Annotated in this window: 22 protein-coding genes; 16 read left to right on the top strand and 6 right to left on the bottom strand. The window is 72.6% G+C overall.

The features are described 5' to 3' along the window. The first annotated feature begins 113 nt into the window (after window positions 1-113). Complete coding sequence (gene dnaE, locus ACIA79_RS13050; RefSeq protein WP_399428274.1) at window positions 114-3,653, top strand: DNA polymerase III subunit alpha; 3,540 nt, start codon at window positions 114-116, stop codon at window positions 3,651-3,653. A 123-nt stretch (window positions 3,654-3,776) separates the two neighbouring features. On the opposite strand, the gene ACIA79_RS13045 is transcribed toward dnaE, so the two are convergent. Then, window positions 3,777-3,950, bottom strand: a complete 174-nt coding sequence (locus ACIA79_RS13045; RefSeq protein WP_399428273.1) for a hypothetical protein — start codon at window positions 3,948-3,950, stop codon at window positions 3,777-3,779. A 246-nt stretch (window positions 3,951-4,196) separates the two neighbouring features. Here ACIA79_RS13045 and ACIA79_RS13040 point away from each other — a divergent pair, with 246 nt between their 5' ends. From ACIA79_RS13040 to ACIA79_RS13025, 4 genes are read left to right on the top strand one after another with little or no spacing between them, the layout of a single operon-like run. Continuing rightward, on the top strand, window positions 4,197-5,534 hold the full coding sequence (locus tag ACIA79_RS13040) for an NYN domain-containing protein (RefSeq protein ID WP_399428272.1): 1,338 nt from the start codon (window positions 4,197-4,199) through the stop codon (window positions 5,532-5,534). Window positions 5,535-5,581: 47 nt separating this feature from the next. Continuing rightward, window positions 5,582-6,544, top strand: a complete 963-nt coding sequence (locus ACIA79_RS13035; RefSeq protein ID WP_399428380.1) for an ABC transporter ATP-binding protein — start codon at window positions 5,582-5,584, stop codon at window positions 6,542-6,544. Window positions 6,545-6,584: 40 nt separating this feature from the next. After that, complete coding sequence (locus ACIA79_RS13030) at window positions 6,585-7,394, top strand: ABC transporter permease (protein ID WP_399428379.1); 810 nt, start codon at window positions 6,585-6,587, stop codon at window positions 7,392-7,394. 34 nt (window positions 7,395-7,428) lie between these two features. Continuing rightward, window positions 7,429-8,079 (top strand): DUF2567 domain-containing protein, encoded by a 651-nt coding sequence (locus tag ACIA79_RS13025; RefSeq protein ID WP_399428271.1) that lies wholly within the window; start codon window positions 7,429-7,431, stop codon window positions 8,077-8,079. Between the two features lie 248 nt (window positions 8,080-8,327). Here the strand turns inward: ACIA79_RS13025 and ybaK are convergent, their stop codons facing one another. The 4 genes from ybaK to ACIA79_RS13005 form a co-directional block, all read right to left on the bottom strand. Beyond that, complete coding sequence (ybaK, locus tag ACIA79_RS13020; protein WP_399428270.1) at window positions 8,328-8,825, bottom strand: Cys-tRNA(Pro) deacylase; 498 nt, start codon at window positions 8,823-8,825, stop codon at window positions 8,328-8,330. A gap of 20 nt (window positions 8,826-8,845) precedes the next feature. After that, on the bottom strand, window positions 8,846-9,586 hold the full coding sequence (locus ACIA79_RS13015; protein ID WP_399428269.1) for an LON peptidase substrate-binding domain-containing protein: 741 nt from the start codon (window positions 9,584-9,586) through the stop codon (window positions 8,846-8,848). A gap of 11 nt (window positions 9,587-9,597) precedes the next feature. Continuing rightward, on the bottom strand, window positions 9,598-10,653 hold the full coding sequence (locus ACIA79_RS13010) for a hypothetical protein (RefSeq protein ID WP_399428268.1): 1,056 nt from the start codon (window positions 10,651-10,653) through the stop codon (window positions 9,598-9,600). 126 nt (window positions 10,654-10,779) lie between these two features. Then, window positions 10,780-12,390 carry an oxidoreductase gene (locus ACIA79_RS13005; protein ID WP_399428267.1) on the bottom strand — a complete coding sequence of 537 codons (1,611 nt, stop codon included), beginning with the start codon at window positions 12,388-12,390 and terminating at the stop codon, window positions 10,780-10,782. Window positions 12,391-12,550: 160 nt separating this feature from the next. Between ACIA79_RS13005 and hisD the strand changes: the two genes are divergently transcribed. The 9 genes from hisD (at window position 12,551) to ACIA79_RS12960 (ending at window position 20,012) form a co-directional block, all read left to right on the top strand. Then, entirely contained in the window at window positions 12,551-13,873 is a 1,323-nt protein-coding gene (hisD, locus tag ACIA79_RS13000) for a histidinol dehydrogenase (protein ID WP_399428266.1), read from the top strand. Continuing rightward, entirely contained in the window at window positions 13,870-14,988 is a 1,119-nt protein-coding gene (locus tag ACIA79_RS12995; protein WP_399428265.1) for a histidinol-phosphate transaminase, read from the top strand. Before hisD ends, ACIA79_RS12995 begins: the two co-directional genes overlap by 4 nt. Next, a complete protein-coding gene (hisB, locus tag ACIA79_RS12990) occupies window positions 14,985-15,578 on the top strand; it encodes an imidazoleglycerol-phosphate dehydratase HisB (protein ID WP_030492957.1) in 594 nt (197 codons plus the stop codon). The genes ACIA79_RS12995 and hisB overlap by 4 nt, the downstream gene beginning before the upstream one ends. Continuing rightward, window positions 15,575-15,742 carry a hypothetical protein gene (locus ACIA79_RS12985; RefSeq protein WP_399428264.1) on the top strand — a complete coding sequence of 56 codons (168 nt, stop codon included), beginning with the start codon at window positions 15,575-15,577 and terminating at the stop codon, window positions 15,740-15,742. The genes hisB and ACIA79_RS12985 overlap by 4 nt, the downstream gene beginning before the upstream one ends. A 5-nt stretch (window positions 15,743-15,747) precedes the next feature. Continuing rightward, window positions 15,748-16,389: an imidazole glycerol phosphate synthase subunit HisH gene (gene hisH, locus ACIA79_RS12980; protein ID WP_399428263.1), complete on the top strand. Its 642-nt coding sequence runs from the start codon at window positions 15,748-15,750 to the stop codon at window positions 16,387-16,389. Between the two features lie 88 nt (window positions 16,390-16,477). Next, window positions 16,478-17,212, top strand: a complete 735-nt coding sequence (gene priA, locus ACIA79_RS12975) for a bifunctional 1-(5-phosphoribosyl)-5-((5-phosphoribosylamino)methylideneamino)imidazole-4-carboxamide isomerase/phosphoribosylanthranilate isomerase PriA (RefSeq protein ID WP_399428262.1) — start codon at window positions 16,478-16,480, stop codon at window positions 17,210-17,212. Beyond that, window positions 17,209-17,625, top strand: a complete 417-nt coding sequence (locus ACIA79_RS12970) for a RidA family protein (protein WP_399428261.1) — start codon at window positions 17,209-17,211, stop codon at window positions 17,623-17,625. Before priA ends, ACIA79_RS12970 begins: the two co-directional genes overlap by 4 nt. After that, window positions 17,622-18,377 (top strand): imidazole glycerol phosphate synthase subunit HisF, encoded by a 756-nt coding sequence (gene hisF / locus ACIA79_RS12965; protein WP_399428259.1) that lies wholly within the window; start codon window positions 17,622-17,624, stop codon window positions 18,375-18,377. Before ACIA79_RS12970 ends, hisF begins: the two co-directional genes overlap by 4 nt. Before the next feature lie 180 nt (window positions 18,378-18,557). Beyond that, a complete protein-coding gene (locus tag ACIA79_RS12960; RefSeq protein ID WP_399428258.1) occupies window positions 18,558-20,012 on the top strand; it encodes an MFS transporter in 1,455 nt (484 codons plus the stop codon). 23 nt (window positions 20,013-20,035) lie between these two features. Here the strand turns inward: ACIA79_RS12960 and ACIA79_RS12955 are convergent, their stop codons facing one another. After that, on the bottom strand, window positions 20,036-20,671 hold the full coding sequence (locus tag ACIA79_RS12955; protein ID WP_399428257.1) for a TIGR03085 family metal-binding protein: 636 nt from the start codon (window positions 20,669-20,671) through the stop codon (window positions 20,036-20,038). A gap of 84 nt (window positions 20,672-20,755) precedes the next feature. On the opposite strand from ACIA79_RS12955, the gene hisI reads away from it, so the two are divergent. Together hisI and ACIA79_RS12945 are read left to right on the top strand one after the other, a co-directional pair. Beyond that, a complete protein-coding gene (hisI, locus tag ACIA79_RS12950) occupies window positions 20,756-21,106 on the top strand; it encodes a phosphoribosyl-AMP cyclohydrolase (RefSeq protein WP_399428256.1) in 351 nt (116 codons plus the stop codon). Window positions 21,107-21,117: 11 nt separating this feature from the next. Continuing rightward, entirely contained in the window at window positions 21,118-22,635 is a 1,518-nt protein-coding gene (locus tag ACIA79_RS12945; RefSeq protein ID WP_399428255.1) for an anthranilate synthase component I, read from the top strand. The last annotated feature ends 2 nt before the right edge of the window (window positions 22,636-22,637 follow it).

Genomic DNA, 22,637 nt, shown 5'->3' with positions numbered 1-22,637 from the left:
CCGGGCGGTGGCACCGGGACTTCTTCCGGCGCCCGCGCCGCCCGCGTCCGCTGTCAGTGGGGAGACGTAGACTTCCGGCTGTCCCCCATCCCCGACCCCCGGAGGCCGCAGCCGTGTCGAAGCCGCCGTTCACGCACCTTCACGTGCACACCCAGTACTCCCTGCTGGACGGTGCCGCGCGGCTCAAGGACATGTTCAACGCCTGCAACGAGATGGGCATGACGCACATCGCCATGTCCGACCACGGCAACCTCCACGGGGCGTACGACTTCTTCCACTCCGCGAAGAAGGCGGGGGTCACCCCGATCATCGGCATCGAGGCGTACGTCGCCCCGGAGTCGCGCCGCAACAAGCGCAAGATCCAGTGGGGCCAGCCCCACCAGAAGCGGGACGACGTCTCCGGTTCGGGTGGTTACACCCACAAGACGATCTGGGCGGCGAACGCGACCGGCCTGCACAACCTGTTCCGGCTCTCCTCCGACGCCTACAAGGAGGGCTGGCTGCAGAAGTGGCCGCGCATGGACAAGGAGACCATCGCCAAGTGGTCGGAAGGGCTGATCGCCTCCACCGGCTGCCCCTCGGGCGAGCTCCAGACCCGGCTGCGCCTCGGCCAGTTCGACGAGGCCCTCAAGTCGGCCTCCGAGTACCAGGACATCTTCGGCAAGGACCGGTACTTCCTGGAGCTGATGGACCACGGCATCGAGATCGAGCGCCGGGTCCGCGACGGCCTGCTGGAGATCGGCAAGAAGCTCGGCATCCCGCCCCTGGTCACCAACGACTCGCACTACACCTACGCGCACGAGGCCTCCGCCCACGACGCGCTGCTGTGCATCCAGACCGGCAAGAACCTCTCCGACCCCGACCGCTTCAAGTTCGACGGCACCGGCTACTACCTCAAGTCCACCGACGAGATGTACGCCATCGACTCCTCGGACGCCTGGCAGGAGGGCTGCGCCAACACCCTCCTGGTCGCCGAGCAGGTCGACACCGCCGGCATGTTCGAGAAGCGCGACCTCATGCCGAAGTTCGACATCCCCGAGGGCCACACCGAGGTCAGCTGGTTCAAGGAGGAAGTCCAGCGCGGCATGCACCGCCGCTTCCCCGGCGGCATCCCGGAGGACCGCCAGCAGCAGGTCGAGTACGAGATGGACGTCATCATCCAGATGGGGTTCCCGGGGTACTTCCTCGTCGTCGCCGACTTCATCATGTGGGCCAAGAACCAGGGCATCGCGGTGGGCCCCGGCCGCGGCTCCGCGGCCGGCTCGATCGTGGCGTACGCCCTGGGCATCACCGACCTCGACCCGATCCCGCACGGCCTGATCTTCGAGCGCTTCCTCAACCCCGAGCGCGTCTCCATGCCCGATGTCGACATCGACTTCGACGAGCGCAGGCGCGTCGAGGTGATCAGGTACGTGACCGAGAAGTACGGCGAGGACAAGGTCGCCATGATCGGCACGTACGGCACGATCAAGGCCAAGAACGCGATCAAGGACTCCGCGCGCGTGCTGGGCTACCCGTACGCGATGGGCGACCGCATCACCAAGGCCATGCCCGCCGACGTCCTCGGCAAGGGCATCCCGCTCTCCGGCATCACCGACCCCTCCCACCCCCGCTACTCGGAGGCCGGCGAGGTCCGCGGGATGTACGAGAACGAACCGGACGTGAAGAAGGTCATCGACACCGCCCGCGGTGTCGAGGGCCTGGTGCGGCAGATGGGCGTGCACGCCGCCGGCGTGATCATGTCCAGCGAGCCGATCGTCGACCACGTCCCCGTCTGGGTCAGGCACACCGACGGCGTCACCATCACGCAGTGGGACTACCCGAGCTGCGAGTCGCTCGGCCTGCTGAAGATGGACTTCCTGGGCCTGCGCAACCTGACGATCATGGACGACGCCGTCAAGATGGTGAAGGCCAACAAGGGGATCGACATCGATCTCCTGAGCCTGCCGCTCGACGACCCGACCACCTTCGAGCTGCTCCAGCGCGGCGACACCCTCGGCGTCTTCCAGTTCGACGGCGGCCCCATGCGGTCCCTGCTGCGGCTGATGAAGCCCGACAACTTCGAGGACATCTCCGCCGTCTCGGCCCTCTACCGGCCGGGCCCGATGGGCATGAACTCGCACACGAACTACGCGCTGCGCAAGAACGGCCAGCAGGAGATCACCCCGATCCACCCGGAGCTGGAGGAACCGCTCAAGGAGGTCCTCGGCGTCACCTACGGCCTGATCGTCTACCAGGAGCAGGTGCAGAAGGCCGCCCAGATCATCGCCGGCTACTCGCTCGGCGAGGCCGACATCCTCCGCCGCGTCATGGGCAAGAAGAAGCCCGAGGAACTGGCGAAGAACTTCACGATCTTCCAGGCCGGTGCAAAGAAGAACGGCTACAGCGACGAGGCCATCCAGGCGCTGTGGGACGTGCTGGTCCCCTTCGCCGGCTACGCCTTCAACAAGGCGCACTCCGCCGCGTACGGCCTCGTCTCGTACTGGACGGCGTACCTCAAGGCCAACCACCCCGCCGAGTACATGGCGGCGCTGCTCACCTCGGTCAAGGACGACAAGGACAAGTCCGCCGTCTACCTGAACGAGTGCCGCCGCATGGGCATCAAGGTGCTGCCGCCCAACGTCAACGAGTCCGAGGCGAACTTCGCCGCCCAGGGTGACGACGTCATCCTCTTCGGCCTCTCCGCCGTGCGGAACGTCGGTACGAACGTCGTCGAGTCGATCATCAAGTGCCGCAAGTCGAAGGGGAAGTACAGCTCCTTCCCCGACTTCCTCGACAAGGTCGAAGTGGTCGTCTGCAACAAGCGCACCGTCGAGTCGCTCATCAAGGCAGGCGCCTTCGACACCATGGGCCACACCCGCAAGAGCCTGGTCGCCCACCACGAAGCGATGATCGACAACGTGGTGGCGGTCAAGCGCAAGGAGGCCGAGGGACAGTTCGACCTCTTCGGCGGCATGGGCGACGAGGAGACCAGCGAACCGGGCTTCGGCCTCGATGTCGAGTTCTCCGACATCGAGTGGGAGAAGTCCTACCTGCTCGCCCAGGAGCGCGAGATGCTCGGGCTCTACGTCTCCGACCACCCGCTCTTCGGCATCGAACACGTCCTGTCCGACAAGTCGGACGCCGCGATCTCCCAGCTCACCGGCGGCGAGCACGCCGACGGCGCGGTCGTCACCATCGGCGGCATCATCTCCGGCCTCCAGCGCAAGATGACCAAGCAGGGCAACGCCTGGGCCAACGCCACCGTCGAGGACCTGGCCGGCTCCATCGAGTGCATGTTCTTCCCGGCCACGTACCAGCTGGTGTCCACCCAGCTCGTCGAGGACACGGTCGTCTTCGTCAAGGGCCGCCTGGACAAGCGCGAGGACGTGCCGCGGCTCGTCGCGATGGAGCTCATGGTCCCCGACCTGTCCTCCGCCGGCACCAACGCGCCCGTGGTCCTCACCATCCCCACGGTGAAGGTCACCCCGCCGATGGTCAGCCGCCTCGGCGAGATCCTCAGCCACCACAAGGGCAACACCGAGGTGCGGATCAAGCTCCAGGGGCCGCGGTCCACCACCGTGCTGCGGCTCGACCGGCACCGCGTCCAGCCGGACCCCGCGCTCTTCGGCGACCTGAAGGTGCTGCTCGGCCCGTCCTGCCTGGCCGGCTGACCGGTCTCACCCGCCGTACGCGGAAGGGGCGCGCCCGTCGTCACGGGCGCGCCCCTTCTGGCACGTCATACGGCCGGTCGCGGCGCCGTCACCCGGCGGCCCGACGTGACGCCGTCACGGACCTCAGTTGTGGCCGAAGCGCTTCTGCCGGCCCTTGTGGGCGACATCGGTCGGCGTGAGGTGCGATATCCGCTGCTCGGCCTGCGCCTCCATCGACGTGCTCTGCGCCTGCTGCGTGCCCCCCTCGGCCGCCGACGCCTTCGTCTGACTGCGGTCCTGCTTCTTGTTCTTGGCCATGGTGATGCCTCCGTGGGGTGTAGGGGCCAGGGCCGCGTTCAGACTCACATACGCGTAAATCGCGCGCATTTTGGATCATTGCGGACCGTAGTCGGGGTCCGGGTGCGAGGCGTAGGGTGATCCGCCACGCCGGTGATCCAGTTCCGGCCGTTAACACTCCGGCAGTCGGGCAGACTCGAAGAAACCCCGAGCATTTCCCGTAGTACGTACCGAAGCAACTTCCGATCCCGAGGTTCCCGAAAGAGGGTGGAACACGTGGACCGCTGCGTCGTTCTGGTGGACGCCGGCTACCTGCTGGGCGCCGCCGCCAGCCTCCTTGCCGGGGAACCGGCCCGCTCACGGATCACCGTCGACCACGCCGCCCTCATCCAGGGCCTGCGTGAACGCGCCGAAAGCGACACGGCCCAGCCCTTGCTGCGGATCTACTGGTTCGACGGCGCCCCCGACCGGGTCCCCCAGCCGGAACACCGCAGGCTCCGCGTGATGCCCCGGGTCACCGTCCGGCTGGGAGCCCTGACCCGCAGCGACGGACGCTGGGCGCAGAAGGGCGTCGACGCCGCGATGCACGCCGAACTCACCGAGCTGGCCCGCAACCGCGCCTGCTCCGACGTCGTGCTCGTCACCGGCGACGGCGACCTGCTGCCCGGCCTGATGTCGGCGAAGGAGCACGGCGTCGCCGTCCACCTCTGGGCGGTGCAGGCCGCCGACGGCGACTACAACCAGTCCGAGGACCTGGTCGCCGAGGCCGACGAACGACGCGTCCTCGACCGGGAGTGGATCACCCGGGCGGTGCGGGCCAAGGAACCGGGCGGCGTCTGCGCCCCGCCCCCCGCCCCGCGCCCCGAGATCGCCGCCATCCTCTCCGCCCCGCTGCCCGAGTCCGCCCCCGCGGCCTTCGACGCGAACGGCTCCACCGCCTCCTCCGCCCCGGAGACCTTCGGCACCGCGGCCGGCTCCGGCGGCCGGACCGCCCCCGCCGCCGTACGCGACGGATCCGCGGACCGGACGGCGCCGGCCCCCGCCGCCCCGCCCGCCGCCGGCGCCAACGGATCGGGCGCCCCGTCCGGACCGAACGGCGGCAAGGGCGTGCCGACCCCCAAGGACCTCGCCGGGCTGCGCGGCCCCGGCCACCCCCAGACCCCCGCCGCCCAGCCCGCCAACGCCACCCTGCGCTGGTCCTCCGACCGCGGCTGGGTCGACCGCCCCGGCAGCCAGCTCGGCGAGCCGCCCGAGACGGCCTCCCTCCCCACCCTCGCCCAGCTGACCAGCGCCGAGCAGCGCTGGGCCGACCGCGAGGAGGACATCACCACCGTCGGCGGCGACCCCTTCGAGGTCGGGCAGGTCTTCGCACGGCGCTGGATGGAGCGGCTGCCGGACCAGAGCCACGTCGGGAAACTGTCCAGCATGTACCCGCGCATCCCGCACCGCATCGACGGCGAGCTGCTGCGCTACGCCGCCCGGTTCGGGCTGCTCGCGCACAAGGACGACCAGATCGACGAGCACGACCGGTACGCGATCCGGGCCGGCTTCTGGAGGGAGATCGACGTCCGGACGGCCGCCGAACCCGCCCCCGTGGGCGAATAGGGCAGCCCGACCCTTTAGGCTCATCCCTCGTGAGTACGGTGTGCGTGGTGCGGGACCTGGTCAAGACGTACCCCGCCGCGCGCGCCCGGAGAGGGACCCCCGCGACCCCGGCGGTGCGCGCCACCGACGGGGTCGGCCTGGACGTCCGCGGCGGGGAGATCTTCGGCCTGCTCGGCCCCAACGGCGCCGGCAAGTCCACCCTCGTACGCCAGCTCACCGGTCTGATGCGGCCCGACTCCGGCACCGTCGAGGTGCTGGGACACGACCTCGTACGCCACCCCGAGCGGGCGGCCCGGCTGATCGGCTACCTCGGGCAGGAGTCCACCGCGCTCGACGAGCTGACCGTGGCGCTCGCCGCCGAGACGACCGGACGGCTGCGCGGGCTCACCGCCCGGCAGGCGCGGGCCGAGCGGGACGCGGTCCTCGCCGAGCTGGGCCTGACCGAGCTCGCCGGACGCCCCCTGAAGCGGCTGTCCGGCGGCCAGCGCCGGCTCGCCTGCTTCGCCACCGCCCTGGTCGGGGAGCGGCCCCTGCTGATCCTCGACGAGCCGACCACCGGTATGGACCCGGTCGCCCGGCGCGCCGTGTGGGCGGCGGTCGACCGGCGGCGCGCCGAGCACGGCACCACCGTCGTCCTCGTCACCCACAACGTCATCGAGGCGGAGACCGTGCTCGACCGGGTGGCCGTCCTCGAACGGGGCCGGGTGATCGCCTGCGACACCCCGGCCGGGCTCAAGGAGCAGGTGGCCGGTGACGTACGGGTGGAACTCGTGTGGCGTGAACGCGCGCCGCTCGACGTCCCGGAGGTCGCCGCCCTGCGCGCCTCCGCCCAGGAGCACGGGCGCCGGTGGGTGCTGCGGCTCGCGCCGGAGGAAGCACGGGCCGCGGTCGCGGCGGTGACCGGCGGCGCGGCGTTCGCGGCGCTCGACGACTTCACGGTCGCCACGCCCAGCCTGGAGGACGTGTACCTCGCGCTGGGCGGCGAGGCGAAAGGCCTGGTCAAGGCATGAACAGGAGCATCAGGTGAGCATCCTGCCCGTACGGGCCACCCTGTCGCCCGGAGCGGTCGTCACCGCGCCGGCCGGTGACCCCGCCGCGAGCGGCGCCGCACCCCTCGCGCCGACGGCACGGCTGCTGCCCGCGCTCGCCGCCGTGTACCGGGCACAGCTGTCCCGGGCCCGGGTGGCCCGCATTCCGCTGCTGTTCGTCGCCACCTTCCAGTCCGTCGGGATCATGGTGCTGATGCGGGGCGTCGTCGACGGCGGCGCCGAGGCGCGGGCGGTCGTCGCGGGGTCGTCCGTGCTCGTGGTCGCCTTCGTCGCGCTCAACCTGCTCGCCCAGTACTTCGGGCAGCTGCGGGCGAGCGGCGGACTCGACCACTACGCCACGCTGCCGGTGCCGCCCGCCGCGGTGGTGCTGGGCGCGGCCGGCGCCTACGCCTCCTTCACCGTGCCGGGGACGGTGGTGACCGCGGTCGTCGGCTCCGTCCTCTTCCAGCTGCCGCTGACGCACCTGTGGATCCTCGGCGCGGTCGTGCCGCTCGCCGGGGCGGCGCTCGCGGGGCTCGGCGCGGCGCTCGGGCTGCTCGCGCCGCGGCAGGAACTCGCCACGCTGCTGGGCCAGCTCGGGATGTCGGCGGCGCTGCTGCTGGGCGTGCTGCCCGCCGGCCGGCTGCCGGAGCCGATCGGATGGGCACGGGACCTGCTGCCGTCGACGTACGGGGTCGAGGCGCTCGCCCGCACCTTCGACGCCCGTCCCGACTGGGCGGCGGTCGGCGTCGACCTCGGGGTCTGCGCGGCCGTCGGCGTCCTCTCGCTGACCGTCGCGACGTGGGCGTACCGGCGTGCGGCGGTCCGGTGAGGCAGGCCCGCCGGGGGCCTGGCACGATGGCAGGGTGACCGCACCGTTGACGCCGCCTCACCAGCCACCCCCGCAGGACTCCTCCTGGCCGCCGCCGTACCCCTCCGCCGCCTCCAAGGCCGCGGACGACGCGTCGCCGGACGTCGCCACGGAGCTGCGGCAGGGCGCCGTGGTACTGCTCGGCGTGATGGTCGCGGGCGTGGCGCTGGGGCTGCTGTGGCTGTGGCTCGCGCCGCGGATCCCGCTGATCTCGGACGGCAAGGCGGTGTTCCTGAAGGAGACCGAGGGCGAGAGCGCCGTCGGTGCGGACGGAACGTTCACGCTGCTCGCGCTGGCCCTCGGTGCGCTGAGCGCGGCGGTCGTGTTCTGGTGCACGCGCCGCCACGGCGGCATCGCGGTGGTCGTCGGCCTGGCGCTGGGCGGCCTGCTGGGCTCCCTGCTCGGCTGGGGCATCGGGACGATGCTGGGCCCCACGCACGATGTGGTGGCACACGCCCGCGCGGTGGGTCAGGGTGTGGTCTTCGACGCGCCGCTGGAGCTGGGCGCGCACGGCGCGCTGCTGGCGTGGCCGGTCGCCGCGATGATCGTCCACCTGGGGCTGACGGCGCTCTTCACGCCGCGGGACCCGGAGCCGGAGTGGGACCTGTACGGGCCGCCTTCCCCGCCGCCCGCCCACGGGGACTGAGCCGCGGCCCGCGGGCAGCGCCGGCCCGGTTCCCGGCCGATTCGGGTCCACCGGAACCCGGGGCCGCTCTCTACGTATCACCTGCCGGGCTCGTGACGTCCGGACACCGCACCTCGCGGCCCTGTCGTCGGTCGCCCATGCTCCGCAGTGGCTCCCCGGTCCGGCCTGATCCGGCCGGAAGGCTTGGGGGAGTGTCCACGAAGGAGCGTCGTCCGCCCGCCGGGCTGACGGGACTTCACGGATACGACTCAGGCGCGGCCGATGGGGGCCAGGACCGCGTCCGTGAGGGCGGCGAGGTCCTTGGGGGCGAGCTCGACCTCCAGGCCGCGGCGGCCCGCCGAGATGCAGATCGTGGCGTGCTGCTCGGCCGACGCGTCCAGGACCGTGCGCAGCCGCTTGCGCTGCCCGAGCGGCGAGATGCCGCCGCGGACGTACCCCGTCGTCCGCTCGGCCGCCGCCGGGTCGGCCATCGCCGCCCGCTTGCCGCCGACCGCGGCCGCCAGGGCCTTCAGGTCCAGCTGCCCGGCCACCGGGACCACCGCCACCGTCAGCTCGCCGTCCACGTCGGCGACGAGCGTCTTGAACACCCGCTCGGGGGAGACCCCCAGCGCCTCGGCGGCCTCCTCCCCGTACGAGGGCGACGCCGGGTCGTGGTCGTACGCGTGCAGCGTGAACGGCGTGCCGGCGGCGGTCAGGGCGACCGTCGCCGGGGTGCCGCCGGCCTGCTTCCTGGTCTTCTTCGCCACGTCGGGTCCGGTCCCTCGCGTCAGTTGGGGCTCGTCGGGGTGCGGGTCAGTTCCACCGCCGGCAGCGACGGCAGGTGCCGCAGCACCGCCGTCTCCGAGCGCAGCAGGTGCAGCTCCTCGCGCAACCGCGTCGCGGTGTCCGGCGCCTGGAGCAGCCGCTGCTTGGCGGGCGTGTCCAGCACCGCCGCCGCGGCCACCAGGTACGAGACGACCGACGGATCGTCGGGCAGCTCCACGCCCGTCGCCAGCGAGCGCTCACGGGCGCCCGCGAGCCGCTTCTGGTAGGTGCGGAAGGCGCGCAGGACACCCTCGGCGAGCGCGCCCGCTCCCTCGCCCGGCTCCTCCTCCAGCTCCTCCAGCTCGGCGGTCAGGAACGGTCCGTCCGCGTCGACCGACAGCACCTTCACGCGCCGCGTGCCGGTCGCCAGCACCTCGAAGCTGCCGTCGGACCGCTCCCGGATGGTGGCCGCGTCCGCGATGCAGCCCACCCGGTGGAACGCCTGGATCGGGTCCGGGCCGAACCCGGCGGCCGGCCCCTTCTCGGGCAGCCCGGTCTGGTCCGGCATGCCGGGCGCGGTCGGTGCGACCTCGCGCCCGTCGCGGATGGCGACGACGGCGAAGCGGCGCGGTTCGGACTCGTCGGTCTTCAGCAGCTCGCGCATCATGGCGCGATAACGCTCCTCGAAGACGTTGAGCGGCAGCACGAGGCCGGGGAACAGCACCGCGTTCAGCGGGAAGAGGGGCAGGCGAGCGGTGGTCACAGCGGTCTAGCCTAATGGCCGCCGCTCCGGCCACGACCGGCCCGTCCGCGCAACGGCACGGCCGGAGCCAGTTCGCGGCGCACCGCGTCACGCGCGTCGAGGAACCGGCCGAGCGGATCGTCCCCCGGCGAGGCCCATGGAAACGACGTGGCGTGCGGCCCGATGAGCCGGAACTCCTCCAGTGCGGCGGCCCACCGCCCCCGCGCCACCAGCACGTACGCGAGCACGTTGCGCACCTCCGCCGGCCACGGATCGCCCGGCGCGTACCGCGCGGACAGCTCCGCCGCCAGGTCCGCGGCCGCGTCGATCCGTTCGGCCGGGGCGGACGCGCCGCCGCCGGCCAGCAACTGCGTGCAGGCGGCCCGTACCGGCAGCGCCCGTATCAGCGAATCGGGGAGGGCGTCGGCGGCGGCCTGCTCGGCGAAGTCGAAGCACTCGCGGTACGCGCAGCGGCGGGTGCCCGGGGTCGCGTCACGGCGGGCGCAGCACTGCGCCGACAGGTACTCGAGCGCGGCCACATGGCAGCCGTAGTGGTGCGCGGAGCGGCGCACCGCCTGCTCCCACAGCGCCTCGAACGCCGTGTGCGTGGCCTGCGTACCGCGTGCGTGATCCAGCGCGAGGCGCCACGGCACCGGGTCGCGCGGCGCCGCCGCGGCCGCCGCTTCGATCACCGGCCCCAGCTCGCGCAGCCGCTCGGCGCGGGCGGGCGACTCCCACGCCTTGCGCACCGCCAGCTCGGCCCGGACCAGCAGGGCGTCCGGGTCCTGCGGTGCGTCGGCCAGCCAACCCGCCAGCCATGCGTCGCGGCCGTGCGCGAACGCGGCCAGCCGCACCACGTACCGGTCGCGGCTCTCCCATTCGGCCGCCTCGCGCGTCGCGGCGAGCAGCGCGGCGGCCGGTGCGTGGTCGCCCAGGGCGGCGGAGACCAGCGCGGGGCCGAGCCGCTCGTCCGGTGCGTCGAGCAGCACGGCGTGGTCCGGCGGCAGCCCGTCGACGAGCTGCGGGGTGTGCCGGACCGCGCGGGCGCCGCTGAGCAGGGCACGGAGCAATGACATGGTGCGGACCATTGAAAACCGCAGGTGGAAGCCGCGGCCAGAGGGCTGCTGTGAAGCTTTGGTAGCGGCGGAATGGTTGCGCCGCCGAATGCCAAGACCGGGTAAAGAAAACGGTGGACCGGCTGCGGGTACGACGGATCAGCTGCGTCTGAGGAGACGTGAGGCGCCCGCCGCGACCGTGGTGGCCAGGACCCACCCGAGCAGGATCAGCGCCGCGGACGCCCACTGCCACATGCCCTCCAGCCGCCAGTACCCGTCCTGCCCGAGGTTGATCACCGGGAGCAGCAGGTCCAGCGCGTACAGCGCCGCGTTCCAGTTCGGGTGCTCGTCCGTCTTGATGGCCGTCGGGTCGCACCGGGAGAACGCCAGCGTGCCCGCCGCCCACAACACCGCCATCCACAGCGCCGCCCGCCCCGGCCGGTACCCGTACGCCACCGTCCAGTCCTGCAGGTAGCCCCACAGCTTCGCCGCCAGCGGCAGCGTCTCGCGCCGCCGGCGCTGCTTGGCGAGCAGCACCTCGCGGGCGTCCGCGTCCTCCCCGCTGTTGCGCAGTACCGCCGCCAGGCGCTCGTACGGCTCGGGCGCGAACTCGGGGGTCGCCGCCGCCACCCACTCCAGACGGCGGGCGAGCGGGAAGTGCCCGTACGGCACGAGGTTCTCGTACACGAAGCCGCCCATCGCCAGCCCGCCCGGGCCCGGCCAGCTGGTGGACAGGTCGATCAGGGTGACGACCTTCGCGCCGTTCAGCACCACCCGGCCCTCCTCCGGGCGCTCGCTGTTGAAGCGCAGCTCCGGGGTGACGATCCGGCGCAGCGACAGCTCCTCCCTCCGCTCCGACGACAGCAGGAAGCGCGCCTGGTGGAAGTCGACGGCGTCACCGAACCGGCCGTCGTCCAGCCGCACCCCGCCGCGGCACTCGAACGGCTGGATGCGGGTCCCGCGCATCGGCGTGTTGAAGGTGGCCAGCCCGCCGGGAGGGGTCGCCCCCGCCACGTTCCCCGTCGAGTCGCTCACCCACGCGTACGTCATGTAGAGCGTGCGCTCCACGCTCAGCTGCGGCGCGTTCAGCGCCCGACGGCCCTCGGCGCCGCGCAGCCGGCTGCCCCGCAGGCTGAGCGACACGCCGACCTTGGCGCCGCGCAGCGAAAACTCCCCGTACGTCTCGATCAGCTCGGCCTGGAGGTCCTGGGCGACCGACATGCCGTCCGCGACGATCGCCCGGCCGCGGGAGTCCGGCCGGACGTGTATCTGGTTGATCAGCAGGTCCGTGCCGATCTGGGCGTCCGTGAGCCGCACCCCCCGCTCGACCCGGCAGCGCGGCAGGTGCAGATCGCCCTCCGTGTGCAGCCGGGCCGCCTCCAGCCGCGGTATCGCGCAGCCCACCATGCGCAGCGTGCCGAACCGGGACTCGGGCAGCACCACCTCCTCCTGGAACCGGCAGCCCTGCAACTCCACGTACGGCGCGACGGTGCCGCCCGCCAGATCCAGCCGCCCGGTGATCTGCACCCCGCGCAGCTTCAGCGCCGACACCCGGCCGGCCAGCGCCGGCGGCCCGTCCAGCAGCAGCAGCGCGACCACCCGGGCCCGGACGCTGCGCTCCGGCGGCCAGTCGCGCGGCGAGAACGGATCGTCCAGCAGCGCGTTGCCCACGGTCAGGTCGTAGGTCGCGCCGATCCGGAACGCCTGCCACATCCCCAGCTCGGTCGGGCTGAGGTCACCCGGCACGTCGTCGTCGTGCGGCTCGGTCACTGCCGCCCCCTCCGCTTCCCCTGTTTCGTACGAGTGTTCTTCCCGCTGTGTGACGGACCGAACGCTAACGGTCAGCTGTGACGACAAGACGCCACTGCGACGCGTATCAGCCAGTGATACGGACGTCCGGCTCCGCGACGCCGTCTGCGAGAATTGACCTGTGATCTCACGAATCGATCTGCGTGGCGACGCCCTTCCGAAGGGTGGCGCCCTGCGCGACCTGCTGCCCCGTGCCGAGTTCGACGTGGAAGCCGCCCTGGAGAAGGTGCGGCCCATCTGCGAGGCCGTGCATCATCGGGGCGACGCGGCGCTGATCGACTACGCGGAGAAGTTCGACGGCGTGGTCCTCGACCGGGTCCGCGTCCCGGCCGCCGCGCTCACGCGCGCGCTGGAGGAGCTGGATCCGGCCGTCCGCGCCGGTCTGGAGGAGTCGATCCGGCGGGCCAGGATCGTCCACCGCGAGCAGCGCCGCGGCCAGCACACCACCCAGGTGGTGCCCGGCGGCACGGTGACCGAGAAGTGGGTTCCGGTCCAGCGCGTCGGGCTGTACGCGCCCGGCGGCCGCTCCGTCTACCCCTCGTCCGTGATCATGAACGCCGTCCCGGCACAGGAGGCGGGCGTCGAGTCGATCGCCCTCGCCTCCCCGCCGCAGAAGGACCACGACGGCCTGCCGCACCCGACCATCCTCGCGGCCTGCGCCCTGCTCGGCGTCGACGAGGTGTACGCGGCCGGAGGCGCCCAGGCCGTCGCCATGTTCGCGTACGGCACCGAGTCCTGCGCCCCCGCCGACATGGTCACCGGCCCCGGCAACATCTGGGTCGCCGCCGCCAAGCGGTACTTCACCGGCCGGATCGGCATCGACACCGAGGCGGGCCCGACCGAGATCGCCGTCCTCGCCGACGACACCGCCGACCCGGTGCACATCGCCGCCGACCTCATCAGCCAGGCCGAGCACGACCCGCTCGCCGCCGCCGTCCTCGTCACCGACTCCGTCGAGCTGGCCGAGGCCGTCGAGAAGGAGCTGGAGCCGCAGGTCGCCGCCACCCGGCACGTCGAGGACCGGATCCTGCCCGCGCTGCGCGGCAAGCAGTCCGCGATCGTGCTGGTCGACGGCCTGGAGGAGGGCCTGCGCGTGGTCGACGCGTACGGCGCCGAGCACCTGGAGATCCAGACCGCCGACGCCGCGGCCGTGGCCCAGCGCGTCCGCAACGCGGGCGCCGTCTTCGTCGGCCCGTGGGCGCCCGTCTCGCTGGGCGACTACTGCGCGGGCTCCAACCACGTCCTGCCCACCGGCGGCTGCGCCTGCCACTCCTCCGGCCTGTCCGTCCAGTCGTTCCTGCGCGGCATCCACATCGTGGACTACACGCGCGACGCACTGGCCGACGTCGCCCACCACGTGGTGACGCTCGCCGAGGCGGAGGACCTCCCGGCGCACGGCGCCGCGATCAAGGCACGGTTCGGGTGGAAGGTGCCGCAGCAGTGACCCCCGACAGCCTCGGCATCGACGACCTGCCCATCCGCGACGAGCTGCGGGGCAAGTCCCCCTACGGCGCGCCGCAGCTCGACGTGCCCGTACGCCTCAACACCAACGAGAACCCCTACCCGCTGCCCGAACCGCTCGTCGAGCGCATCGCCGAGCGCGTCCGCGAGGCCGCCCGTACGCTCAACCGCTACCCCGACCGGGACGCCGTCGAGCTGCGCACGGAACTGGCCGCCTACCTCACCCGGACCACCGGGTACGAGGTCGGCCGGGCCAACGTCTGGGCCGCCAACGGCTCCAACGAGGTCATCCAGCAGCTGCTGCAGACATTCGCCGGACCGGGCCGCCTGGCGATCGGCTTCGAGCCCTCGTACTCGATGCACGGGCTGATCTCGCGCGGAACGGGCACGGGCTGGATCTCCGGACCCCGCAACGACGACTTCACCGTCGACGTCGCCTCCGCCGCGCACGCCATCGAACGGCACCGCCCCGACGTCGTCTTCATCACCTCGCCCAACAACCCCACGGGCACCGCCGTCGAGGCGGAGACCGTCGAGACGCTGTACGACGCGGCCCAGGCCGCCAAGCCGTCCCTGGTCGTGGTCGACGAGGCGTACGTGGAGTTCAGCCACCGCCCCTCGCTCCTGCCGCTGATCGAGGGCCGCCCCCACCTGGTGGTCTCCCGCACCATGTCCAAGGCGTTCGGCGCCGCCGGGCTGCGCCTGGGCTACCTCGCCGCCCACCGGGCCGTGGTCGACGCCGTGCAGCTGGTGCGCCTGCCGTACCACCTCTCGGCGATCACCCAGGCCACCGCGCTCGCCGCGCTGGAGCACACCGATACGCTGCTGGGGTACGTCGAGCAGCTGAAGGCCGAACGCGACCGGCTGGTCGCCGAGCTGCGCGCCACCGGCTACGAGGTGACCGAGTCCGACGCCAACTTCGTCCAGTTCGGACGGTTCGAGGACGCGCACGCCGTGTGGCAGCGGATCCTCGACCGGGGCGTCCTCGTCCGTGACAACGGCGTACCGGGCTGGCTGCGGGTCACCGCCGGCACGCCCGAAGAGAACGACGCGTTCCTGGATGCGGTTCGCGCACTGAAGAAGGAGCAGAGCTCATGAGCCGCGTAGGACGGGTCGAGCGCACCACCAAGGAGACGTCCGTCGTCGTCGAGATAGACCTCGACGGGACCGGCAAGGTCGACGTGTCGACCGGCGTCGGGTTCTACGACCACATGCTCGACCAGCTCGGCCGCCACGGTCTGTTCGACCTCACCGTCAAGACCGACGGCGACCTGCACATCGACTCGCACCACACCATCGAGGACACCGCCCTCGCGCTGGGCGCCGCCTTCAAGCAGGCCCTCGGCGACAAGGTGGGCATCTACCGGTTCGGCAACTGCACGGTGCCGCTGGACGAGTCCCTCGCCCAGGTCACCGTCGACCTGTCCGGCCGCCCCTACCTGGTGCACACCGAGCCGGAGAACATGGCGCCGATGATCGGCTCCTACGACACGACGATGACCCGCCACATCCTGGAGTCGTTCGTCGCGCAGGCGCAGATCGCGCTGCACGTCCACGTGCCGTACGGGCGCAACGCCCACCACATCGTGGAGTGCCAGTTCAAGGCCCTCGCCCGCGCCCTGCGCTACGCCTCCGAGCGTGACCCGCGCGCGGCCGGGATCCTCCCCTCCACGAAGGGCGCGCTGTGACGGGCCTCTCCACCCTCCTGATCGTGGTCGGCCTCTTCCTGGCGGGAGGCGTGTACTCCTTCAGCAAGCAGAAGATGCCCAGGAGCGTCATCGTCCTGCTGGCCATCGCCTCCGCGATGTGCCTGGTCGCGGGCGTCCTGCGCATCCAGGGGATCTGGGAGTGAGCGCGATGAGCACCTCGAAGAAGGTCGTGGTCTTCGACTACGGATTCGGCAACGTCCGCTCCGCCGAGCGGGCCCTCGCCCACGTCGGCGCCGACGTGGAGATCACCCGCGACTACGACCGGGCCATGAACGCCGACGGCCTCCTCGTCCCCGGCGTGGGCGCCTTCTCCGCCTGCATGGCCGGACTCAAGGAGGCCCGCGGCGACTGGATCGTGGAGCGCCGGCTGGCCGGCGGCCGCCCCGTCATGGGCATCTGCGTCGGCATGCAGATCCTCTTCGCCCGCGGCATCGAGCACGGCGTGGAGACCGAGGGTCTCGACGAGTGGCCCGGCACGGTCGGCCCGCTGCAGGCACCGGTTGTGCCCCACATGGGCTGGAACACCGTCGAGGCGCCCGGGGACAGCGAGCTCTTCGCCGGCCTCGACGCCGACAGCCGGTTCTACTTCGTGCACTCCTACGCCGTGCACGACTGGAGCCTGGAGATCACGAACCCCGCCATGCGCGCACCCAAGGTGACGTGGTCCACGCACGGCGAGCGGTTCGTGGCCGCCGTCGAGAACGGCGCCCTGTGGGCGACGCAGTTCCACCCCGAGAAGTCCGGCGACGCCGGCGCCCAGCTGCTGACCAACTGGCTCGGCACCTTCTAGCCGCCCGGAGCCGCGGCCCCGTCCGCGGCTCCCCGGCCCCCGCTCCTAGCTCCTTCTACTCCACCACTCCACCTGAGGATCCGCTGAGATGAGCAAGCTCGAACTCCTCCCCGCCGTCGACGTCCGGGACGGCCAGGCCGTACGGCTCGTCCATGGCGAGTCCGGCACGGAGACGTCGTACGGCTCTCCCCTGGAGGCGGCCCTGACCTGGCAGCGGGCGGGCGCCGAGTGGCTGCATCTCGTCGACCTCGACGCCGCTTTCGGCACCGGGGACAACCGCGAGCTGATCGCCGAGGTGGCCGGGGCCATGGACATCAAGGTCGAGCTGTCCGGCGGCATCCGCGACGACGCCTCCCTGGCCGCAGCGCTCGCCACCGGCTGCACCCGGGTCAACCTGGGCACGGCCGCACTGGAGACGCCCGAGTGGGTCGCCAAGGTCATCGCCGAGCACGGCGACAAGATCGCGGTCGGCCTGGACGTCCGCGGCACCACCCTGCGCGGCCGCGGCTGGACCCGCGACGGCGGCGACCTGTACGAGACACTGGCCCGCCTCGACTCCGAGGGCTGCGCGCGGTACGTCGTCACCGACATCGCCAAGGACGGCACCCTGCAGGGCCCCAACCTGGAGCTGCTGCGCAACGTCTGCGCCGCCACCGACAAGCCGGTCGTCGCCTCGGGCGGCGTCTCCTCGCTCGACGACCTGCGGGCGCTCGCCGGTCTCGTCCCCGACGGCGTCGAGGGCGCGATCGTCGGCAAGGCGCTGTACGCCAAGGCGTTCACCCTCGAAGAGGCCCTCGTGGCGGTCGCGGCGGTGGCGGAATGACCGCGCCCGGACAGAGCACGACCGTGCGCAGGGTGGTGACCGGCGCTCCGTGGGAGGAGCAGTTCGGCTACTCCCGCGCCGTGGAACTGCCGAGCGGCCTGGTCCTCGTCTCCGGCTGCACCTCAATCGTCGACGGCCAGATCGCCGGGGGCGGCCCGTACGAGCAGGCGGTCAACTCCTTCAACGTCGCCTTCGCCGCGCTGAAGCAGCTCGGCCTGGGCCCGTCCGACGTCGTCCGCACCCGGATGTACCTCACCCACGCCCGCGACGTCGACGAGGTGGGCCGCGCCCACAAGGAGCTGTTCGACGACATCCGCCCCGCCGCGTCGATGATCATCGTCTCCGGCTTGGTCGACCCGAGCCTGGTCGTCGAGGTCGAGGTCGAGGCGTACCGAGGAGGTGCCGCGTCATGACCCTCGCGGTCCGAGTCATCCCCTGCCTGGACGTCGACAACGGCCGGGTCGTCAAGGGCGTCAACTTCCAGAACCTGCGCGACGCCGGCGACCCCGTCGAGATGGCCAAGCTGTACGACGCCGAAGGCGCCGACGAGCTCACCTTCCTCGACATCACCGCCTCGTCCGGCAACCGGGAGACCACCTACGACGTGGTGCGCCGCACCGCCGAACAGGTCTTCATCCCGCTGACCGTCGGCGGCGGCGTCCGCAGCGCCGACGACGTCGACAAGCTGCTGCGCGCCGGCGCGGACAAGGTCGGCGTCAACACCGCGGCGATCGCCCGCCCGGAGCTGATCCAGGAGATCGCCGAGCGCTTCGGCCGCCAGGTGCTGGTGCTGTCGGTCGACGCCCGCCGCACGCCCGAGGGCACGTTCGAGGTCACCACCCACGGCGGCCGCCGCGGCACCGGCATCGACGCCGTCGAGTGGGCCCACCGGGCCGCCGAGCTGGGCGCGGGGGAAATCCTCCTCAACTCGATGGACGCCGACGGCACCAAGGACGGCTACGACACCGAGATGATCGCCGCAGTGCGCAAGCACGTCACGGTCCCGGTGATCGCCTCCGGCGGGGCCGGCCGGCTCGCCGACTTCCCGCCCGCCATCGCGGCGGGCGCCGACGCGGTCCTGGCGGCGTCGGTGTTCCACTTCGGCGATCTGCGGATCTCCGAGGTGAAGGACACACTGCGGGAGGCCGGCCACCCGGTCCGCTGACGTCCGCGCGGCCGGCCGCCCGACCGCAGGGATCAGGCGGCCGGCCGCGCGAGCCGTACGGGGCTGCCGACGGTGTCGTCCGGCACGGCCGTCCGCACCGGGCGCTGTTGCGGGGGGCGAGCCCGTTCCGCACGCAAAAGACGTTGCACGCCTTCCCCGGTGGATCTACGGTCGCGCAGCATGACCAGCCCAGCGCCGCGCCGGATCAGCGACCGCGCCGTCGAGGAGGCGCTTCCGGGCACGTCCGGCGCGCCGCCGCCCGCCCACCGGGACGGGAACGTCCTGCGCTGGCTCGGCGCCTACACCGCCTCGACCCTCGGCGACAGCGTCTACTACCTGGCCCTCTCCTGGGCCGCGGTCCGCAGCGGCACCGCCGCCCAGGCGGGCATCGTCATGGCGGTCAGCGCCCTGCCGCGCGCCCTGCTCATGCTGGGCGGGGGAGTCGTCGCCGACCGGTTCGGTCCCCGCCGCGTGGTCCTGCTCAGCGACACCGTGCGCTGCCTGAGCACCTTCGGCGTCGCCGCCCTGCTGTTCGCCACCACCCCGGGACTCTGGCCGCTCACCGCCCTCGCCGTCCTCTTCGGCACCGTGGACGCGCTCTTCATGCCGGCCGTCGGCGCCCTGCCGCCCCGCATCGCCCCGGCCGGGCAGCTCGCCCGCATCCAGGGCATGCGCGGCCTCGCCCACCGGGTGGCCCTCGTCCTCGGCGCCCCCCTGGGCGGTCTCGCGGTGGCGGTGGGCGGCTCCGCCTTCGCCTTCGCCCTCGCCGCAGCGCTGTTCGCGCTCTCCCTGCCCCTCCTGGCGTGCCTCCGCGTCGCTCCGCTCCCCGCGGACGCGGACCGCCGCTCCACCACCGCGCTGCGCGACCTCGCCGACGGTCTGCGCGCCCTGCGGCGGCACCGCGTCCTCGCCCCGCTGGTCGTCGTCATCGCCCTCAGCGACCTGGGCTTCGTCGGGCCGCTGAACGTCGGCCTCGCCCTCCTCGCCGAGGCGCGCGGCTGGGGCGCCGCCGGCATCGGCTGGATCCTCGCCGGGTTCGGCACCGGCTCCGCCGCCGCGTCCCTGCTGCTGGCCGTGCGGGGCAGGGTGCCCCGCGCGGGCTCCGTACTCGCCTGGACCCTCGCCGCCGGGGCGGTCGCGATCGCGGCCCTCGCGTTCGTACCCCGGCTGGAGACCGCGGTGGCGACCGCCCTCGCGATCGGTCTCCTCACCGGGCTCAGCGGTGCCCTGTGTTCCGCGCTCCTCCAGACCGAAGCGGACCCGGCCCATCTGGGCCGGGTCACCTCCGTCGCCAACGTCTTCAGCCTCGGCGTCGCCCCGCTGACCTTCCCGCTCACCGGCGCGGCCATCGGGCTGTGGGGCGCCGGGCCCGTGTTCACGGCGAGCGCGGCGATCTGCGCGGCCGGGGCCGTCCTCGGCCTGAGCTCCGCGCCCCTGCGCCGCGCCGAGCTGCCCGGAGGGCCCCGTGAAGGACGCCCCCACAAGGAGCGGCCCCGCGCAGAAGGGCTCCACAAAGGCCGGCCCCGCGCAGAAGGGCTCCACAAAGGCCGGCCCCGCGGAGAAGGGCTCCACAAAGGCCGGCCCCATGAAGCGGGACCCCATGAAGAACGGCCCCATGAAGAACGGCCTCAGTAGAGGGGGCCCGGCGGCCGCGGCCGTCACAGGCCCAGCTGGCCGGCCCCGTGCAGCCGCTCCACGGCCTCCTTGTCGCCCTCGACCTCCACGCGTGCGGAGTCCTGCCGCCCGAACGCGAACATCGTCAGTTCGCCCGGCTCCCCGGTCACGGTCACCACCGGGGTGCCCCGCCGCGCCACCGTCGTCTGCCCGTTCGGCCGCCGCAGCACCAGGCCCACCGGGACCTTGCGGCACAGCATCCGCGCCGCCTTGTCCAGGCGGGACCAGAGCGCGTCGGCGAAGACCGGGTCCAGATCGCGCGGCGTCCAGCCCGGCTGCGCCCGCCGCACGTCCTCGGCGTGCACGTAGAACTCCACCGTGTTGGCGCCCTCGTCGACCTGCTTGATCGCGTACGGGGACATCCGCGGCGGGCCCGTACGGATCAGCTGGACCAGCTCCTCGTAGGGCTTGGAGGCGTACTCGGCCTGGACCTGCTCCAGGCGCCCGCGCAGCGCCCCGATCAGGATCCCCGCCGCGGCGTCCGGGCGGCGCTCCCGCACCACCACGTGCGCCGCCAGGTCACGGGTCTTCCATCCCTCGCACAGGGTCAGGGCGTCCGGGCCCGCCGCCTCCAACAGATCAGCGAGCAGAAGCCGTTCACGCTTGGCATGGGTCGACATGTCCGCCAGCGTACGGGGGCAGGCGCCGGTCCGCCCAGTGGACGCACCTCCGGGAAGACGCCGCGACCACGGCACAATGGCGACATGACCAGCAACCTTGACCCGGCCATCGCCGCCCGTCTCAAGCGCAGCCCCGACGGGCTGGTCCCGGCCATCGCCCAGCAGTACGACACCGGCGAGGTGCTCATGCTGGGCTGGATGGACGACGAGGCCCTGCACCGCACCCTCACCACCGGCCGCTGCACCTACTGGTCCCGCAGCCGCCGGGAGTACTGGGTCAAGGGCGACACCTCCGGTCACGTCCAGCACGTCAAGTCCGTCGCCCTGGACTGCGACGCCGACACCGTCCTGGTCAAGGTCGACCAGGTGGGGGCCGCCTGCCACACCGGCGCCCGCACCTGCTTCGACGAAGACGTCCTGCCCCTCGGCAAGTAGGGTCTGGCGCCATGGATCTCGAGACCTTCCGCAAGCTGGCGGCCGACCGCCGCGTCATCCCCGTCAGCCGCCGCCTGCTCGCGGACGGCGACACCCCGGTCGGGCTCTACCGGAAGCTCGCGGCCGAGCGCCCCGGCACATTCCTCCTGGAATCAGCGGATGGGGGCACCTCCCACACCGTAGGTGGTGGGGGAGGCCGCTCCTGGTCGCGGTACTCGTTCATCGGTGTCCGCAGCGCCGCCACCCTGACCGCGCGCGACGGGCAGGCCCACTGGCTCGGCACCCCGCCCGTCGGCGTACCCGTCGACGGCGACCCGCTCGAAGCGCTGCGCGCCACCGTCGAGACCCTGCACACCCCGCGCGACCTGGCCGCGGAGCTGCCGCCCTTCACCGGCGGCATGGTCGGCTACCTGGGGTACGACATCGTGCGCCGACTGGAGCGGATCGGCGAGCACGGCACCGACGATCTGCGGCTGCCCGAGCTCACCATGCTGCTCACCTCCGACCTGGCCGTCCTCGACCACTGGGACGGCACGGTCCTGCTGATCGCCAACGCGATCAACCACAACGACCTCGACACCGGTGTGGACGAGGCCTACGCGGACGCCGTCGCCCGCCTCGACGCCATGGCCGCCGACCTCGCCGAGCCCCTGGCCACAAAGCCCGTCGGCCTGCCGCCCTCCGAGCTGCCGCCGTACACGGTCCTGTGGGGCGGCGAGGCGTACCAGGGGGCCGTCGAGGACATCAAGGAGCGCATCCGGGCCGGTGAGGCCTTCCAGGTGGTGCCCTCGCAGCGGTTCGAGACGCCGTGCACCGCGAGCGCCCTGGACGTCTACCGCGTCCTGCGGGCCACCAACCCGTCCCCGTACATGTACCTCTTCCGTTTCGACGGTTTCGACGTCGTGGGGTCCAGTCCCGAGGCGCTGGTCAAGGTCGCGGACGGCCGCGCGATGGTGCACCCCATCGCCGGGACCCGCCCGCGCGGGGCCACCCCCCAGGAGGACCAGGCGCTGGCCGACGAGCTCATCGCCGACCCCAAGGAGCGCGCCGAGCACCTCATGCTGGTCGACCTCGGCCGCAACGACCTCGGCCGCGTCTGCGAGCCCGGCTCGGTCGAGGTCGTCGACTTCATGTCGATCGAGCGGTACTCGCACGTCATGCACATCGTCTCCACCGTCACCGGCCGCGTCGCCGCCGGCCGCACCGCCTTCGACGTGCTGACCGCCTGCTTCCCCGCCGGCACCCTCTCCGGCGCGCCCAAGCCGCGGGCCATGCAGATCATCGAGGAGCTCGAACCCTCCCGCCGCGGCCTGTACGGCGGCTGCGTCGGCTACCTCGACTTCGCCGGCGACTCCGACACCGCCATCGCCATCCGCACCGCCCTCCTGCGCGACGGCACCGCGTACGTGCAGGCCGGAGCCGGTGTCGTCGCGGACTCCGACCCGGTCGCCGAGGACACCGAGTGCCGCAACAAGGCGGCCGCCGTGCTCCGCGCCGTGCACACCGCCAACCGGATGAACGGCGCATGACG

The organism is Streptomyces sp. NPDC051310 (genome assembly GCF_044455245.1).
Classification (GTDB): domain Bacteria; phylum Actinomycetota; class Actinomycetes; order Streptomycetales; family Streptomycetaceae; genus Streptomyces.
The sequence above is the reverse complement of the archived record's forward strand: the minus strand, read 5'-3'. Positions and strand labels throughout refer to the sequence as shown.

What these genes read in the sequence shown, in the direction of transcription:
- ACIA79_RS12960 (WP_399428258.1), top strand. Translation starts at nt 18,558, where the DNA reads ATGACCAGCCCAGCGCCGCGCCGGATCAGCGACCGCGCCGTCGAGGAG.
- hisI (WP_399428256.1), top strand. Translation starts at nt 20,756, where the DNA reads ATGACCAGCAACCTTGACCCGGCCATCGCCGCCCGTCTCAAGCGCAGC.
- ACIA79_RS12955 (WP_399428257.1), bottom strand. Translation starts at nt 20,671, where the DNA reads ATGTCGACCCATGCCAAGCGTGAACGGCTTCTGCTCGCTGATCTGTTG.
- hisB (WP_030492957.1), top strand. Translation starts at nt 14,985, where the DNA reads ATGAGCCGCGTAGGACGGGTCGAGCGCACCACCAAGGAGACGTCCGTC.
- ACIA79_RS12970 (WP_399428261.1), top strand. Translation starts at nt 17,209, where the DNA reads ATGACCGCGCCCGGACAGAGCACGACCGTGCGCAGGGTGGTGACCGGC.
- ACIA79_RS12945 (WP_399428255.1), top strand. Translation starts at nt 21,118, where the DNA reads ATGGATCTCGAGACCTTCCGCAAGCTGGCGGCCGACCGCCGCGTCATC.
- hisF (WP_399428259.1), top strand. Translation starts at nt 17,622, where the DNA reads ATGACCCTCGCGGTCCGAGTCATCCCCTGCCTGGACGTCGACAACGGC.
- priA (WP_399428262.1), top strand. Translation starts at nt 16,478, where the DNA reads ATGAGCAAGCTCGAACTCCTCCCCGCCGTCGACGTCCGGGACGGCCAG.
- ACIA79_RS13010 (WP_399428268.1), bottom strand. Translation starts at nt 10,653, where the DNA reads ATGGTCCGCACCATGTCATTGCTCCGTGCCCTGCTCAGCGGCGCCCGC.
- hisH (WP_399428263.1), top strand. Translation starts at nt 15,748, where the DNA reads ATGAGCACCTCGAAGAAGGTCGTGGTCTTCGACTACGGATTCGGCAAC.
- ACIA79_RS13045 (WP_399428273.1), bottom strand. Translation starts at nt 3,950, where the DNA reads ATGGCCAAGAACAAGAAGCAGGACCGCAGTCAGACGAAGGCGTCGGCG.